This window comes from Pleionea sp. CnH1-48 (assembly GCF_024124665.1).
Lineage (GTDB): Bacteria > Pseudomonadota > Gammaproteobacteria > Enterobacterales > Kangiellaceae > JAMXSB01.
The window spans coordinates 49,865-65,748 of record NZ_JAMXSB010000007.1 but is presented as its reverse complement, the minus strand read 5'-3'; the positions used below and the strand labels follow the sequence as shown (position 1 = coordinate 65,748).

Annotated in this window: 15 protein-coding genes and 1 tRNA gene; 10 read left to right on the top strand and 6 right to left on the bottom strand. The window is 43.8% G+C overall.

Annotated features, from left to right (window positions below):
• Positions 1–17 precede the first annotated feature (17 nt).
• From nqrE to NH399_RS12260, 5 genes are read right to left on the bottom strand one after another with little or no spacing between them, the layout of a single operon-like run.
• Positions 18–626: an NADH:ubiquinone reductase (Na(+)-transporting) subunit E gene (gene nqrE / locus NH399_RS12280; protein WP_253040524.1), complete on the bottom strand. Its 609-nt coding sequence runs from the start codon at positions 624–626 to the stop codon at positions 18–20.
• Complete coding sequence (locus tag NH399_RS12275) at positions 626–1,258, bottom strand: NADH:ubiquinone reductase (Na(+)-transporting) subunit D (RefSeq protein WP_253040523.1); 633 nt, start codon at positions 1,256–1,258, stop codon at positions 626–628. The genes nqrE and NH399_RS12275 overlap by 1 nt, the downstream gene beginning before the upstream one ends.
• Entirely contained in the window at positions 1,248–2,021 is a 774-nt protein-coding gene (locus NH399_RS12270; RefSeq protein ID WP_253040522.1) for a Na(+)-translocating NADH-quinone reductase subunit C, read from the bottom strand. Before NH399_RS12270 ends, NH399_RS12275 begins: the two co-directional genes overlap by 11 nt.
• Entirely contained in the window at positions 2,008–3,216 is a 1,209-nt protein-coding gene (locus tag NH399_RS12265; RefSeq protein WP_253040521.1) for an NADH:ubiquinone reductase (Na(+)-transporting) subunit B, read from the bottom strand. The genes NH399_RS12270 and NH399_RS12265 overlap by 14 nt, the downstream gene beginning before the upstream one ends.
• Before the next feature lie 2 nt (positions 3,217–3,218).
• Positions 3,219–4,553 (bottom strand): Na(+)-translocating NADH-quinone reductase subunit A, encoded by a 1,335-nt coding sequence (locus NH399_RS12260; RefSeq protein WP_253040520.1) that lies wholly within the window; start codon positions 4,551–4,553, stop codon positions 3,219–3,221.
• 486 nt (positions 4,554–5,039) lie between these two features.
• On the opposite strand from NH399_RS12260, the gene NH399_RS12255 reads away from it, so the two are divergent.
• The 6 genes from NH399_RS12255 (at position 5,040) to NH399_RS12230 (ending at position 10,420) form a co-directional block, all read left to right on the top strand.
• Positions 5,040–5,603, top strand: a complete 564-nt coding sequence (locus NH399_RS12255) for a YfiR/HmsC family protein (RefSeq protein ID WP_253040519.1) — start codon at positions 5,040–5,042, stop codon at positions 5,601–5,603.
• Positions 5,600–7,693 carry an EAL domain-containing protein gene (locus NH399_RS12250; RefSeq protein ID WP_253040518.1) on the top strand — a complete coding sequence of 698 codons (2,094 nt, stop codon included), beginning with the start codon at positions 5,600–5,602 and terminating at the stop codon, positions 7,691–7,693. Before NH399_RS12255 ends, NH399_RS12250 begins: the two co-directional genes overlap by 4 nt.
• A 166-nt stretch (positions 7,694–7,859) precedes the next feature.
• Positions 7,860–8,615 carry a triose-phosphate isomerase gene (tpiA, locus tag NH399_RS12245; RefSeq protein ID WP_253040517.1) on the top strand — a complete coding sequence of 252 codons (756 nt, stop codon included), beginning with the start codon at positions 7,860–7,862 and terminating at the stop codon, positions 8,613–8,615.
• A gap of 4 nt (positions 8,616–8,619) precedes the next feature.
• The gene (gene secG, locus NH399_RS12240; protein ID WP_305885095.1) at positions 8,620–9,066 is read left to right on the top strand and encodes a preprotein translocase subunit SecG; all 447 of its coding nucleotides are present in this window, start codon (positions 8,620–8,622) and stop codon (positions 9,064–9,066) included.
• A 29-nt stretch (positions 9,067–9,095) separates the two neighbouring features.
• Positions 9,096–9,182: transfer RNA gene (locus NH399_RS12235), tRNA-Leu, on the top strand.
• Positions 9,183–9,427: 245 nt separating this feature from the next.
• A complete protein-coding gene (locus NH399_RS12230; protein WP_253040516.1) occupies positions 9,428–10,420 on the top strand; it encodes a tyrosine-type recombinase/integrase in 993 nt (330 codons plus the stop codon).
• A gap of 9 nt (positions 10,421–10,429) precedes the next feature.
• Here the strand turns inward: NH399_RS12230 and NH399_RS12225 are convergent, their stop codons facing one another.
• Entirely contained in the window at positions 10,430–10,735 is a 306-nt protein-coding gene (locus tag NH399_RS12225) for a hypothetical protein (RefSeq protein ID WP_253040515.1), read from the bottom strand.
• Positions 10,736–11,412: 677 nt separating this feature from the next.
• Here NH399_RS12225 and NH399_RS12220 point away from each other — a divergent pair.
• From NH399_RS12220 to NH399_RS12205, 4 genes are all read left to right on the top strand, one after another.
• Positions 11,413–12,468 carry an RHS repeat-associated core domain-containing protein gene (locus NH399_RS12220; protein ID WP_253040514.1) on the top strand — a complete coding sequence of 352 codons (1,056 nt, stop codon included), beginning with the start codon at positions 11,413–11,415 and terminating at the stop codon, positions 12,466–12,468.
• 8 nt (positions 12,469–12,476) lie between these two features.
• Complete coding sequence (locus NH399_RS12215; protein ID WP_253040513.1) at positions 12,477–12,899, top strand: hypothetical protein; 423 nt, start codon at positions 12,477–12,479, stop codon at positions 12,897–12,899.
• A 4-nt stretch (positions 12,900–12,903) separates the two neighbouring features.
• Positions 12,904–13,836, top strand: coding sequence for a hypothetical protein (locus tag NH399_RS12210; RefSeq protein ID WP_253040512.1), 933 nt, complete (start codon positions 12,904–12,906; stop codon positions 13,834–13,836).
• Between the two features lie 960 nt (positions 13,837–14,796).
• The gene (locus NH399_RS12205) at positions 14,797–15,666 is read left to right on the top strand and encodes a phage integrase N-terminal domain-containing protein (protein ID WP_253040511.1); all 870 of its coding nucleotides are present in this window, start codon (positions 14,797–14,799) and stop codon (positions 15,664–15,666) included.
• Positions 15,667–15,884 lie beyond the last annotated feature (218 nt).

Below are 15,884 nucleotides of genomic sequence, written 5' to 3'. Positions count from 1 at the left end.
GATAATTACCTCTGCTCTTAAAGCTGGACGCCAGAAAAGGACATGAAGCCCAATGCCATCAAACCTACCGAGATAAAGGTAATACCTAAACCACGTAGACCATCCGGTACGTCACTGTATTTCATTTTTTCACGGATACCGGCCAATGCAACAATCGCAAGAGCCCAGCCAAATCCGCTGCCTAAGCCGTAAACAACAGACTCATCAAACGCCAGGTCGCCTTCAACCATGAATAGGGTTCCACCCAAGATGGCACAGTTTACTGTGATCAAAGGTAAGAAAATCCCCAGTGCGTTATAGAGTGCAGGGAAAAATTTATCCAAAGTCATTTCCAGTATTTGAACAATCGCCGCAATAACGCCGATGTAACAAATCAAACCTAAGAAGCTTAAGTCGACATCAGAAAAACCCGCCCAAGCCAGAGCGCCGTCTTTCAAAATGTAGTTAAACAACAGGTTATTAACTGGAACAGTGATTGCCTGAACAACAATAACGGCAATACCAAGACCCATTGCAGTTTGAACTTTTTTCGATACCGCCAGGAAAGTACACATTCCTAAGAATGCAGACAACGCCATGTTTTCAACAAAAACGGAACGAACGAATAAACTAATATAATGTTCCATTAGGCTGCCTCCACCTGATCTTTCTTCCAGGCACGTAGCGCCCAGATAAGCAGTCCAATAACGAAGAAGGCACTTGGAGGTAACAGCAATAAGCCGTTAGTGGGGTACCAGCCGCCATCTTTAATTGGGTCAAGAATTACCATGCCGAATAAGCTACCAGAACCAAAAAGTTCACGAATAGCAGCAACCGCCATTAACAAGGCCGAATAACCTAAGCCGTTACCGATACCGTCAAAGAAGCTCATCACTGGTCCGTTTTTCATGGCATAAGCTTCAGCTCGACCCATAACGATACAGTTAGTGATGATTAGGCCAACGAAGACCGAAAGTTCTTTTGCAGTTTCGTATGCGTAAGCTTGTAATACCTGATCAACCACGATTACCAACGAAGCAATGATGGTCATCTGAACGATGATTCGAATGCTGGAAGGAATATGGTTGCGAATAGTACTGATGATTAAATTAGAAAAAGCAAGAACCACGGTTAGAGCGATACTCATAACCAGTGCTTTTTCCATTTTACCAGTAACCGCCAGCGCACTACAGATCCCAAGAACCTGGAGGGCGATAGGGTTGTTATCAAAAATCGGTGATACGATGACCGATTTAGCTTCTGCTTTATCAAACGCCATGTTTACCACCTCTAATGTTCTTCAAGAAAGGTCCAAAACCGTCTTTGCCTAACCAGTAAGCCATCATGTTTTCTACACCACGGCTGGTCATGGTCGCACCCGATAAGGCGTCTATTTCGTTATCGTTTTTGACACCGGTTTTGCTTAGCTTAATGATAGGCTCGTATTGATCGTTAAGAGCTGTTCTGCCTGGCCACTTAGCAATCCACTGTGGGTTAACAATTTCACCACCAAGTCCGGGAGTTTCTTTGTGCTCGTAGTACTTTAAGCCAACAACGGTTTTAGTATCTGCTTCTAAGGCAATGAAGCCATAAAGCGTTGAAAACAGACCATAACCGTGAACGGGAAGAACGATGCTTTTCAGCTTGCCATTCTCTCTGACGAGATAAACTTTTGCCTGCTTCGAACGACGTTTGATTTTGGCAATGTCTTCATCTTTAGTCAGTACTTTATTAGCACCAGGTGTTTTGGCTAATTTGCGCTGATTGAATTTAGCTACATCTACGCCTTCTACCTTTTCGCCACTTTCCATATCAATGATAAGCGTTTCAACATTTGCGAAAAGAGCGGTAACGTCTCCCGCTTCGCCTTCTTTTAACAAGCCTGACGCTAGCAGGATACTGCGCTGAACATCAGCTGCTTTATTAGCTTGCTGATCTTTTTTCAGAGCTACTGCTGCACCGGATACGGCCAGCGAACAAAGCAAACACAGACCAACAGCAACGCCTATAGTTTTGCCAAATGAATCATTACTTGCTGACATGACGGCGAGCCCTCCTGTTTATATTGGCCTGAACAATAAAGTGATCAATGAAGGGAGCAAATAGGTTTGCAAATAGAATCGCCAACATCATACCTTCTGGGTAAGCTGGGTTGACCACTCGTACCATCACACACATAAGACCAATTAACGCACCAAAATAAAATTTACCGGTATTGGTTAATGAAGCCGAGACAGGATCGGTTGCCATAAACATCATACCGAATGCAAAACCACCAGTGACCAAGTGCCAGTACCAAGGCATGGCAAACATTGGGTTAGAATCGCTACCGATTGCGTTTAGTAATAAGGATGAAGCAACCATTCCTAACATGACACCCGTAACAATACGCCAAGAAGCGATACGGAAGTACATGAGTGCAAAACCACCAATGAAAATGGCCAGAGTTGAAACTTCACCGGTAGAACCTGGGATTAAACCGTAGAAAGCATCCCACCAGCCTTCATTAAAGGCATAGTCCAATTGACCAACAGCAGCTTGAGCTAGAGGAGTTGCACCAGAGAAAGTATCTACGATGTTCCATACGTCAGTTCCTGACATATCGGTTGGGTAGGCGAAGAATAAGAACGCACGACCCGCCAGTGCTGGGTTGAGGAAGTTCTTGCCGGTGCCGCCAAAAATTTCTTTTGCGACAACAACACCGAAGCTAATACCTAGAGCGACCTGCCATAAAGGAGTGTCTGGTGGCAGTGTCAATGCAAAAAGGATAGAGGTAACAAAGAAACCTTCGTTGATTTCGTGTTTACGGATACTGGCAAACAATACTTCCCAAAAACCTCCCACGATGAAAGTCACCGCATAGATAGGTAAGAAGTAAAGTGCACCCAGGAACATGTTGCCTGCAATAGAGTCAACGTTGTAAGCAACGCCAAACATGCTCATGATGGCACCACGCCAGCCTTCTAGCTCAGTCAAACCTAAGCCTTGCATGGCTGTTGTTGCCTGGAAGCCAATGTTGTACATACCCCAGAACATGGCAGGGAAGGTACATGCCCAAACAAAAATCATAATACGCTTTAGATCGATATTATCTCGAACGTGTGCATTACTTTTGGTCACATGACCGGGCGTATAAAAGATAGTGGTGACCGCTTCATAAAGTGCATACCACTTCTCGTACTTACCACCCTTCTCAAAATGAGGTTCAAGATGCTCGATGTAATTTTTTAAGCTCATCGTTATCCATCCTTCTCAATGGTTTCCAGCGCACTTCTTAGCAGTGGGCCGTATTCGTATTTGCCAGGGCAAACGAATGTACAAAGTGCGAGATCTTCTTCGTCAAGTTCTAAGCAGCCTAATTGTTGAGCTGTTTCGGTATCCCCTGACGCTAAGGCGCGCAATAGTTGTGTTGGGAGCACATCCAACGGCATAACTCGCTCATAGCTGCCGATTGGCATAATGGCTCGTTCGCTACCACCAGTAGTGGTGGTGAAATCGAATTTTTTGCTAGGCACAAGATGTGAGATGAAAGCTCGAGTCACTGAGAATTTTTTGCGACCAGCATAAGCCCAACCGAAAAATTCTTTTTCACGACCTTCGGCCAACATGCTGACCTGATTCGCTGTACGACCTAAGAAAGCACGTGCTCCGGTGGCAATTGTTCCACTGAAGACTGAACCTGAAATGATGCGGATATCGCCTGACTCAACTTCGTTTTCTAACAGTTGAGAAAGATCTGCGCCGATTAGAGTTCTTACTAAACGTGGTTTTTTAGCGCCTGGTCCACCTAGTGCCACTACTCGGTTGTTGATGAGCTTACCTTCGGTAAAGAGTTTACCGACAGTGATGACATCTTGATAACCGATATGCCAGACAACATTCTCCGCTGAGCTGCCATGTAAGAAGTGGATGTGAGTACCCGGTAATCCTGCTGGGTGAGGACCTGCGAAAGTCGACTGCTCGCCTGTTGTCAGGGATGTGTCGAAGTTTTCTGCAGTACAAACGTGAAGCTTACCCTCTGTTAGGTTCTTCAAGACTGCCAAGCCGTGATTAAAGGAATCTTGTTCTTCCTTAATAATCACTGCTGGATCGGCACTCAGAGGATGAGTATCGATGGCAGTAACAAAGATGGCTTCAGGAGTACTGCCGATAGCAGGAACTTTACTGAAAGGGCGAGTTCGCAAGGTAGTCCACAAGCCTGAGTTCACCAGATTCTGGGTCACTTGTTCTTTGGTCAGAGAACTTAGGGCATCAGGAGTGTATTTATCGAACTGCAAGCTGTCGTCGCCATCAATATCTATAACGACCGAAAGCAGCTTACGTTTTGCGCCTCGGTTGATAGCACTGATGGTGCCGGATGCTGGAGCGGTGAATGAGACACCTTCATTTTTTTTGTCAACGAAGAGAACTTGACCACAAACCACTTGGTCGCCTTCTTTTACCTTCATTGTCGGTTTCATGCCGATATAATCTTCGCCCAGAATCGCAACTCGACTGACAGTGTTTCCGTCATGAATTACCTGTTCTGGACTCCCGGTGATGGGAAGATCGAGGCCTTTCTTAATTTTAATCATACGCTGCGTCGAATTCGTTAATATGCTTGAAATTAAAACGAAATATAGCCTAACATCATGTAATCTGCCTGTTTTATAAGGCAATGCCGTATCCTCTCGCATAAACTCTTTGTTTTATGCGACAAAAGACTTTAAATTACTATTAAGCTAAGTTAAGAAGTTGCTCAAAATCCGAACTCGAATTCTGAGCGCGCGATATTATACAGCTTTTGATTAACTGATCGCCACCTAAACTCTCATAATGGTTGGAAATATCTTGCCTAAATCGTGTTTGACTCTATCGAGATAACTGCCAAACTTATATTTATAGGTGTGTGGAGTTGATGACACGGTCTCTTTTTTGCATTAATCCCTTTTGTGATCAGCGGTGAGAGATCCTAAGCTGATGCTTTTTTATGCAATTGTTCTTAACTTAGAGGTTTGACCGGCATCAGCCAATACTGCTTGAGAAAGGTTATTAATGAAAAAAATAACTAGGCGCGTACTGTGGACCGCTTCGTAAGAGGGATATTTATAAGCATATTCTGTTGTTTAGTCAGTAGCTTTGGGTGGGCTGACGAGCGTGGTGTTCCTGAAATTAACTTACGTACCGCTATTTTGGTAAAACTTCCACGAATGATTTATTGGTCTGCTGAGTCAGACTTTAACAATAAAGCGATCCCTTTTAGATTGTGTATCTTCCAAGACCGAGATTATTATCGACATGTTCTGAGAAATGTGTCAGGTAAAGTTTTGTCTAATAAAAAGATTGAAGTAGTTTACGCACGCGATATTGATGACATGAGAGGCTGCCATGTCGCTTTTGTTGGCGAGGTGCCCATCGAAGAAATTAGAAAAATTGTTGAGAGCGGTCTTTTGAACGAGACCATTTTTGTTGCCAGCACCGAAGGCAGTGCTGAAGCGGGAATTCATATTCGTTTATATGTAGGTGCAAATCAAAGAACACGGTTTGAGTTAAACGAGCGCGCTTTTAAAGCCGGTCGCCACGAACCTTCGGTGCAATTTATTAAATTGGCAGAGCGTATTTACGCCGAAGGTGGTAGTCGATGAAGTGGAATGCCTCTATTCGCAGCAAAATGACGATCATTATTGTCGGCATATCCATGTTAACCATGAGTCTCGGTTTTACGGTTGTTGGCATTAGCTTTTACCAGAGCATGCGCGATTCTGTACAAAATGATGCGCTGTCACAGGCTCATCGTCTGGCAACAGACAGCTTTACTTACCTGAATTTAAATTATGCGGGTCAGGCTCAAGAAAACCTGCTCGAAAAAGCGGTACTCAGTTCTCCTCACAGTGTGGCCATTTTCGATGGACTCGGAAATTTATTTTCTCAGGTTGAACGTGGCGGCGGGTATATTTCTCAAAGTGATTATCAAAAAGAAGCTGAAATACGCTGGGATGATCGGTGGCTGCATATTTACCAACCGATTACGGACGCTTTGGATGAACAAATAGGTACGCTCTATTTACGAATATCAAATAAGCCACTAAATGATAAATTGCGTTCATTTATCTTCACCTTGCTATTTTTGATGTTGATTATGGTGGCGATTGCCGTACTACTGGCGCGCAGTTTACAAAAGTACATATCAGGGCCGCTGTTACAGTTGGAAAGTATCAGTCAGCAAGTGAGCTCTGTTCAAAACTACGCATTACGCGTGCCAATCATTTCGAACGACGAGATAGGTTCTTTATCCAAAACGTTTAACGACATGTTAGAGACGATTGAACGTCGCCAACGAGAAAGAGATGCTGCAGAAGAAGCTTTGCAGTTAAATAAACGACGTCTTGAACGTGCTGTTAAAGACTTACAATATCTTGCCAATTATGACTCGTTAACTCAGCTACCTAATCGTGCTCTGTGCATGGACCGTATTCGCTATGCGCTCAAACGGGCTGCACGAACTCGCACTTATGCCGCTTTGATGTTCCTTGATTTAGATCACTTTAAAGATGTAAACGATTCCTTAGGTCATGCTGTTGGCGATGAGCTACTTAAAGCCGCTAGTAAGCGTTTACAAAATATTCTGAGAGAAGAAGATACCTTAGCCCGCCTGGGCGGGGATGAGTTCGTTATTATCCTCAATGAAATCAGTGATGCCGAAGGGATTATTACAGTAGTCGAAAAAATTGTTGAAAGCTTCAACATGCACTTCGATCTATCAAACTACGTGGTGAACTCTACCGTGAGCGTCGGGGTTTGTACTTATCCTAATGATGGTAATGATGTTGATGCGCTGATGAAAGCAGCTGATGCAGCCATGTATAAGGCCAAAGAGTCTGGCCGTAACACCTATGCTTTCTATGAAGCAGAAATGAATGAATTGGCATTGCGCCGACATCGTATTGCGAATGATTTGCGCAGTGCGATAGAAAAAGGCGAATTGAGTCTGGTGTATCAGCCGCAGGTTGATATTGCCCGTGGTCAGGTGATTGGTGCAGAAGCCTTACTACGCTGGACTCACCCCGAACTGGGCTTTATTTCTCCTGGTGAGTTTGTACCGATTGCAGAAAATACTGGGCTGATTAAGCAAATTGGTCGCTGGGTCATGGAAACGGCCTGTACCCAAGTACAGCAATGGAGAGAAGCCGGTTATACCGACCTGAAAGTGGCCGTGAATCTATCGGCGTTGCAATTCCGCCAGTCGGATTTGCCCGAAATGATCAGTATGATGTTGAAGCGTTACCGTTTACCACCAAACTCTCTGGAGTTAGAGCTCACAGAAAGCATGTTAATGAGAGATGTGGAGCAGGCCATCAAAATTCTGCACCGATTAAAGCGTATGGGTGTGCAGATCGCTGTTGATGATTTTGGTACGGGTTATTCGTCGCTTAGTTATTTAAGACGTTTTCCTCTGGATTCGTTAAAAATTGACCGAACCTTTATCGATGAAGTGTGTGTGGATCCTGATGATACTGCTATTACGTTAGCCATTATTTCTATGGCTAAGAGTTTACGGCTTAAAGTCATCGCCGAAGGGGTTGAGTCAACACAGCAATGGGAGTTTTTGGCGCAGCATAACTGCGATGAAATTCAGGGATATTTGGTCAGCAAAGGAATTCCTGCTGACGAGTTCTATACCTTTATTGGTCAGTTTTCGGGAGTTGGAGCCACTGCCAACGAATCAAGCCGCTAGCAAATCGACTGATTATTCATCAATTTAGTGAGACTGGACTGGTTTCGTGACTGAACTCAGTCAGTTTTCGGCTGGCTAACGCTTATTTATAGGAAGGGGTCTTGTATCTCGACAGCGTCTCTAGTAATATTTGCGCCCGTTTTGGGTACTGGATGTTGAGTAGATTATGAGTCGTCGTCCTATTGTGGCTGGTAACTGGAAAATGCACGGCACTGTTTCGAGTGTTGAACAGTTAGTGAACGGTCTATTGGAAAGTGAACTCTCTGCATTAAACTGTGATGTGGCGGTTTGCCCACCAGCGTTGTACGTTGCTCAAGTACAACAGCTTGTTGCAGATAGCATGATCAATGTCGGTACACAAAATTGCTCGCCATTTGAGCAAGGCGCGTATACCGGTGAAATATCAGCAAAAATGAGCGCTGATATCGGTTGTAAATATGTTATTCTTGGCCATTCAGAGCGTAGAACCTTATTTGCAGAAAGTGATGAAGTCATCGCTGAAAAGGTCGCCGCAGTTCTTGAAGCTGGCTTAGTGCCTGTCTTTTGTGTCGGAGAAACTCTGGAACAAAGAGAAGGCAACGAAACTCTGGATGTGATTACCCAGCAACTGAATGTTGTTGCCGACAAAATCGGAAACGACAAACTGGTTGAGTTGGTTATTGCGTATGAACCTGTTTGGGCTATTGGTACAGGCAAGACTGCCTCACCAGAACAGGCTCAAGAAGTTCACGCAGCGATTCGACGGTGGTTGGCTTCGCGCAGCGAATCAGCAGCCGCTGAGGTAAGAATTGTATATGGTGGTAGTGTGAAAGCTGCAAACGCTACCGAATTATTCGCTCAAGCAGATATCGATGGTGGCCTGATTGGTGGCGCCGCGTTAGATGCCAATGAGTTTTATCAAATCTGTAAAGCAGCAGGTTAATATAATGGAACAGTTTTTATTAGTAATTTTGTTAGTAGTGGCACTTGCGCTTGTTGGAATTATTTTACTTCAACAAGGTAAAGGTGCTGGCATGGGCGCTTCTTTTGGTGCTGGTGCATCGGGTACTGTTTTCGGAGCAAGTGGTTCTGGAAACACGCTAACACGAGTGACTACGATTTTAGCGATTTGCTTTTTCGCTATCGCGTTGGCTTTGGGTTATATCACTGCCAATAAAGATGCTGTTGCAGAAGAAACATTATTGGATGTTGCCGCTAAACAAGTAGAAGAGCAAACTCCAGCAACAACAGCGCCTGCTGCTGAAGCAAAACCAGAACCTGCTCAGACAGTAGAAAAAGCAGAGACAACAATCGAGTCTGCTAAAGAGGAAGCGAAGCAAGACGCACCTCCAGCTACTGAAGAAAAAAAGGATGACACAAAAGAAGGCCAGTAAGCTTCTTTTACATTCTTAGACAGTTTTTTGCCGAAGTGGTGGAATTGGTAGACACGCTATCTTGAGGGGGTAGTGACCTATCGGTCGTGCCGGTTCAAGTCCGGCCTTCGGCACCATATCTCTCAAAAGCCCCGAATTTCCTTCGGGGCTTTTTCATCTCGTATATATTCGTATCTGTTCTTATTTGTGAATAACTATCTGTTTATTCTCTGTTTTTTGCTGTCTTGAAAAAAGAACAAGGAATTTAACAGATCTGTTTTCCAACTCTTTGGATCGCTTTAGCCCTGTTGTGTTCATTCACTATTTCACGAATTTTACACACAGTATTACACGAATTTTCGAATATAAAGCGAGGTCCATCATGGCATCTTATGAAACCTTAGAGTCAGGCAAAGTGCGTGTTTATCTGTATGTTCAAGGTAGACGCAAAACGGCCACCTTTCCCAACAAGAAGAAAGCCCAAAGCTGGGCAAGAGAAAAGGAAGCGGAACTAAGTAAGCTTGATGAGAAATATCGAAGCAATGTAACAATGGCAGAATTGTTTACCCGTTACGCAGAGGAAGTGTCACCAAAAAAGAAAGGAGCGCAGTGGGAGAAGGTGAGGCTTAATATGTTGCTGCGTTTTGAAGATTTAAGCCTTACTAAGTTGTGTGATGTTAAGCGAGAAGATATTGAAGATTGGATTCATCTTCGTGAGAAAGAGGTAAAAGCGTCCACGATCAATCGAGAGTTGAATCTGATTAGCCACTGTTTGACGCAAGCAAGACGATGGAGGTTAATGGAGCATAACCCCTTCAAAGATCTGGAACGACCCAAGAACCCGCCTCCTAGAGATCGTAGGGTGCTTCCTGAGGAAGAACAAGAGTTGTGCTTGGCTCTTGGCTATCGTGAGGGGCTTACACCTAAGAGTAAATCTCAATTTGTAGCTGTGGCCTTTCTGTTTGCTTTAGAGACAGCCATGAGAGCTGGCGAGATATGTCAATTATGTGAGGCATTGATTGATGTTAAATCTGCTGTAGCTCATTTACCAAATACAAAGAACGGTTTGCCTCGACAAGTGCTATTGTCCAATAGGGCGATGGCTTTGCTTAAACTGTTGCCAAAGAGGCAAGGCGAGTATGAACCAGTGTTTCAACTAGAGGCGCAATTGTTGAGCACATTGTTTCGAAAGTATTGCCAAATGACGACGATCAAAGATTTAACCTTCCATGACTCACGACATGAAGCCATTACTCGATTGGCAGAAAAGATAGAGGTGTTAGATTTGGCTAGAATGGTTGGTCATAGGGATATTCGTCAGTTAATGACCTATTACAATAAATCGGCTGCTGATATCGCTAAACAGCTTGGTTAAGAAGAGCTGCTATCCTTCTTGAAAAGTAGCAGCCCAGGCTATCACTTCACCCGCGTACCAACGCGGGTGACCTTTCGTGTTGTTACGAGTAGGAAATCTAAGAGCATTAGGGAAGGTGTGGTGTGTAACTACGTATTCACTGGTATAGCGGTAACTTAGCTTAAGGTAGTTAGCGACATCTTGTGTTTCCCAAAGGGTTTTATCTATATCCACTTTAGGCGCAACCTTGCTATCTAAGACGGCACCAATTAATTGCTCAAATTTTGAAAAAAGACGTTCGTCTGGTTTTTCGTTGTTTGTAGTATCTGTTTGCATTGTCACTCACCGTTTCGTTTCAATGCGAACAATCTTACATACTTGAAGTGTACGAAGAAGGTAAAACGTTTTTTTGCTCTTCGGACTATAAATGGCATGTAGAATTGTCAGGTTTGGGTTCTACGATATAAAGCACCTGCCAGCTTGAAAGTATGCGAGTGTTGCCACCTGTTTCCATCACCCATGCTACGCAAGACTGACGCAAACACGCGGCTTGAATGTTTGGACCTCACTCTGTTAAAAGCCGAGTGCGATGGTTGGGTTTGGCTGTGCCTCTCTCATGCCATCGGATTGGAAGATGTTGGTGCCGGAAAGAGAAACCGAAAATAATAATCACACTCAGGGCCAGTGCCTTTGGGTGTGCATCGTCTTGGTGAGTGTCGTTTGCCGTGACTAAAGACCTAAGGAGCGAAACCCAAGAGCGCAAGGCCGCTGGCGTTTCATCGCCAGCGCTTGCATAGGTCTTGCGCCGCAGGGGGGAGTTCCTTACGGTCAGTCAGGCAAACACCCCTCAGCAAGGCATTCAGCCATCCGGCGCGCTAAGGATTATCTTGCAAACACCTAAGTCATTTTTTTGTGAATCATCGTAACGTAATTAAACAAAAGCCAACTACAAAGTAATGATCCTGCATCGATATAATCCTCGCCCTTAATTTACCTTCTCAAAGGGATTCGCTATGTCGTACAGGAAGTTGCTGTCTTTTTTCGTTCTTTGGTTAACGGTCTCCACATGCTTCGCAGACATTCTTTACACCGTTGATACGAATAGAGAATACCCCGTTGTAATTTCTGAAAGTGACGAAAATGGAACGTTACTTAATACCTATACCTATGGAAATGGGTTCTTGCCTCTCATGCGAACGGATACGGTCAGGGGGGAAACGTTTACCTATATCACCAATCAGAACCATGTGTTAGCCGTTACAAATGAAAGCGGAAAACTCGTGGCTGAATATGGATATGACGCCTTTGGAAAAGTCTTATACATGCGTGGTCCAGAAGCCCGATTGGAAGACTTAATATTTGGTGGCAATCGCTACGACCCAACCACCGGACACTATCATGCTAGAGCGCGAGACTATGACCCCAATGTGGGCCGTTTCACGCAAATGGATACTTGGAAAGGTATTCCTCAAGCCCCCATCACGCTTCATAAATATCTGTATGCTTACTCTGATCCAGTCAACTTTATCGATCCCTCTGGGATGTTTGGAATTTCCAGTATCGGTGCTGCGTTAAGGGTCAATGGCCGACTGAGTACCTTGGCGACTTCAAGCGGGAGAGCAACCATTTCCAGGGCTTTGACCGGGAGTGGTAAAGATGCGTTTGGGATTGTTGGAGAAGAAATTATCCAGCTCGCAAAGGAATCTATGCTGAACATTCTGTTAGCTGAACTATCTGGTGGAACGAGTTTCGCCAATGCGGGGGCTAGAGGTACAGCAGCCCATCAGCAATTCGAAAGACTCATTGGTGAGATTAACGAGAAATACAAACGGTACGGCTATGTGATAAAGGCCGAAGTGTTCAGGGACAGTACTGGCAATCCAGGAAAGCAGGTGAAAAAGAGAGCAAAAGGATCTGTGGGTATTGATGTAGAAATAAGGGATTTAAAGGGGAAACCTGTTTTAGCGTTTGACTTAAAAACCGGAAAAGGTATGTCTGGTAAGCGAAACCGAAAGCTTCAAGGGGTATTCGGCTCAGACATCATTGAAATTTTTGTAAGTAAAAAATGATAATGCTTATGTTTCGAAGATATTTAGTTGTAATCACTTTATCGCTGTTTTCTTGTTCTACTGCGTTTGGTGCCGAATGGAATGTCAGTACCTTCTACCAACTGAAAGAAAAGACCAAGCAAGGTAAGTTTGATTACGAGTATATGTTCTCCGTTTACTTTCAAGGAATATTTGATAGTTTGAGAATGGTTGAGAAGCATAATAAACTGAATGGCATGAAAGATGTTTTTTGTTTCCCTGATGGGAAAAGTCCAAGCTCAAAGGAATTATTTGAGCTGGTTCAAGCTGATATCGAAACCATGAAAATAACTCAAAGCCACTCTGACTATTTAAAGATGCCGTTAGTGACCATAGCAACTAATGTGCTTGCAGAATCTTATTCTTGTCCTCCAGCAGAGGTAGAAGTTCAGCAAGAAGATGTGGTGATTTAATATTATGTCTCATACTTTTAAGGTGTTACTTAATAAGAAACAGGTTCCCAGCAGTCAAGATATCTTGAGCTGGTGTCAGTCGTTTGGTTATTGCGTCGAATTTGAGTCTGAGTGGGATTTCTACCAAGACTTGGGATACTTACCTGTCAAAATTGATGGGGAAGAGTCTGGCTTTGACCTAGAGGTTGGAGGTATATCTAAACATGATAAATCTTTGGCCTCAAAAGCTGGTTACAAAGGATTAAATACAGAGCTTCTTATCACTATTTATGGAGACTGGTTAGAATTGAAAGTGGCGTCCATTGTTGGGTTGGCGCTTACGGTTCTGAGTGAAGGGTGTTTGACCGATGAGGATGGAGAGTATTTAGGCAGTGATGATGCTAAACAGTGGGCGCTAGAGAATATTAATAGCTCTCAACAAGGGACGAAAGGATCTGATAAAAGAGATATGAGCAATGATGTTCAAAGAGAGCTGGAACTTATTGTTGGCGCTGAAATAAACGGCTTTGTAACCGATGAGCAACGATTAGGCATTTCTTTGTCCTCGGGTCATAGTCTATCGAGTCTGGCTTGGTCAATCTCTACCGATGCTGTCAGTATTAATGCGGTCAACTACGCAAAAGCTCGTGCTGAACAACTAAAGCTACTCGAAACGAGTCAAGGCGAGATAACGGACAGTGTGAGAAAACAACTGACTGCCTTGGAAGAGGAGTTGTACAAGGCTGGGGAAGTTGACGAAGAGTTGATGACTCGTGCAAAGCTATTGCTGGGCAAGTGGGCTGGAAAAGTATCTGTCACCTCTGCTTCATATACGAGTAACCAATCAATCGAAATCATGCTCAGCAATCATGTTGCCATTGTGTTCTATTGCTATGGTGATTTAATGTTAGCGATAACACTGACTACTCCCTCTGGTGCTATCAAAATAGACGCCTAAACTGTCGGTGATGTGCAGGAACGAACCCATAAACCATCGTCACCTTTTCCAATTTTGTTAAAAATTAAAAGGTGACGATGGTTTAGCATACCTAGCGACGAATAAAATCAACGGTTTAGCCTATTTTTAATCCGGAACGGCAGGAAAACGTTTTTTATTGCCGGTACATTTCTACTATGTAATACTGGTCATGCGTCGTTAGACATGCGACTTTTTGTCGCATGCATCAATCTAGCTCTTATCAGAGACAGGTTAATAGGAAGGTCGCCAGGCCTTTCTAAAGGTTGTTGAGGTTAGGCAACCATAATTAAATCCTTATTAGGATGTTCATCAACATAATCTTTTGATTCTATCAATGAAATGATAGCGCTGTTGTCAGTGCCGTCATGATTCTCAAAAACAAACCACCTAAAATGCTCGTTATTTTCGTGCTGTGGCCGTCATCCGTCTATCCCTTGGGATTGATGGCTGACTTAATTCATCCTTTCCGTATAGAAAAGGACAAACCAGAGTCCAACTGGATTAAAAAAGTGGGTAATTGAGAAGCAATCTGTATGAATAAGCAATATGAAAAACGTTAACGATACAACGATAAGGAGCGTAAACGAACGATAGAAAACAGTAGTTATGGTGTTGATACCCCTTTGATGGCAGCGTATTTCGAATCGCGCATCATTACCGCAGGGTTATGCGGTGTTTGAATGTTGGATTAGTGCCCGAATACCTCGTTGTTAGCTTGGCTAACTTTGCCTATTCTTCGGAACGCAAAAGAGGATGTTCACTTACCAGAAAAATGACACTCGGTGGCGAGAGTGTATTGCTTGGCCACAGAAACATTCAAACTCAACACTGTGTTTTCTAGGCTTCATTAATTGTAGGAATTCAATAAAACGTTTTTACGTTCTTTGGTATTTTAATCGGATTATGCTTTGCCTTCATTCATGAGGCGGAGGTAAGGCGATGAAAGATATCGTGTCTGATTTTATTCAGTTGTGTAACAGAAATAAGGATGGCAGTTTTGATACACAAGCGAAGCGTGTCCGAGAATTGAAAGCGATGGGCGAGCTTTTGGTGGGAGAGCTAGGCTTTCGGAAAATGCGTGCGCGTTCGATAAAGCCGAAGCATGTAATTGCCTTGGTTGAGCATTGGAAGGCTCAAGGTATTGCGGTGAGTACGATAAAAACCCGTATGAGCTATGTTCGTTGGTGGGCTCGGAAGAAGGACCGCCAAGGTGTGGTCTATAAAACGAATGCACAATATGGCATTTCGAATCGACAGTATGTGACGAACGAGAGCAAGGCTTGGCGACTGGATGAGTCCAAGCTCGAAGGTGTCAAAAGCGAGCATGTACGTATTAGTATCAAGTTGGCAGCAGTCTTTGGGTTGCGAACCGAGGAAGTGTTAAAAATACAGCCTGGTATCGCTGACCAAGGTTGTGAACTCTGGTTAAAGGCGTCCTGGTGCAAAGGCGGTAAACAGCGATTTGTCCCAATTCGAACCGAACAACAACGTGACATTCTGAACGAAGCGAAAGCGATAGCGGGTAAAGGTTCGTTAATCCCCCCAAGTAAAAGTTATTCCCAACATCGAAGACACTACTACTATGCACTGCGCACTGTCGGACTAATCAAGCCTCATGGCTTGCGGCATCAGTATGCCCAAGACCGATATTTTGAACTGGCAGGGTGGCACTGTCCGGTTATGGGTGGTCCTCGTCGGAAGGAGCTGACCCGAGAACAAAAGCAAATTGACCAGAGAGCAAGAAAAGAATTAGCTCTCGAATTGGGTCATGAGCGCATTAACGTGGTGGCAAATTATATCGGGGTGTAACGAGTTTAATCACTTCTTATTTCACTCAAGCATTTCTCAATGAGCAGGCAGGATACTGCCTGCTTTTGATGGTTTTATTTTTCCCAAAAGTTTTCGAAACATTGCGCGACCTTTCTGAAAGGTTGCTGCACAGGAAAAACATTCAATAATTTTAGTGCTCTGTCTTTTTGTAGTGACAGATAGGAGATTGTAAAAATCCTCTATAAATCAACAATAAA

Bases quoted from the DNA above. Each gene is read 5' to 3' on its own strand.
- nqrE (WP_253040524.1), bottom strand. From the start codon at position 626: ATGGAACATTATATTAGTTTATTCGTTCGTTCCGTTTTTGTTGAAAAC.
- NH399_RS12275 (WP_253040523.1), bottom strand. From the start codon at position 1,258: ATGGCGTTTGATAAAGCAGAAGCTAAATCGGTCATCGTATCACCGATT.
- NH399_RS12270 (WP_253040522.1), bottom strand. From the start codon at position 2,021: ATGTCAGCAAGTAATGATTCATTTGGCAAAACTATAGGCGTTGCTGTT.
- NH399_RS12265 (WP_253040521.1), bottom strand. From the start codon at position 3,216: ATGAGCTTAAAAAATTACATCGAGCATCTTGAACCTCATTTTGAGAAG.
- NH399_RS12260 (WP_253040520.1), bottom strand. From the start codon at position 4,553: ATGATTAAAATTAAGAAAGGCCTCGATCTTCCCATCACCGGGAGTCCA.
- NH399_RS12250 (WP_253040518.1), top strand. From the start codon at position 5,600: ATGAAGTGGAATGCCTCTATTCGCAGCAAAATGACGATCATTATTGTC.
- tpiA (WP_253040517.1), top strand. From the start codon at position 7,860: ATGAGTCGTCGTCCTATTGTGGCTGGTAACTGGAAAATGCACGGCACT.
- secG (WP_305885095.1), top strand. From the start codon at position 8,620: ATGGAACAGTTTTTATTAGTAATTTTGTTAGTAGTGGCACTTGCGCTT.
- NH399_RS12230 (WP_253040516.1), top strand. From the start codon at position 9,428: ATGGCATCTTATGAAACCTTAGAGTCAGGCAAAGTGCGTGTTTATCTG.
- NH399_RS12225 (WP_253040515.1), bottom strand. From the start codon at position 10,735: ATGCAAACAGATACTACAAACAACGAAAAACCAGACGAACGTCTTTTT.
- NH399_RS12220 (WP_253040514.1), top strand. From the start codon at position 11,413: ATGTCGTACAGGAAGTTGCTGTCTTTTTTCGTTCTTTGGTTAACGGTC.
- NH399_RS12215 (WP_253040513.1), top strand. From the start codon at position 12,477: ATGTTTCGAAGATATTTAGTTGTAATCACTTTATCGCTGTTTTCTTGT.
- NH399_RS12210 (WP_253040512.1), top strand. From the start codon at position 12,904: ATGTCTCATACTTTTAAGGTGTTACTTAATAAGAAACAGGTTCCCAGC.
- NH399_RS12205 (WP_253040511.1), top strand. From the start codon at position 14,797: ATGAAAGATATCGTGTCTGATTTTATTCAGTTGTGTAACAGAAATAAG.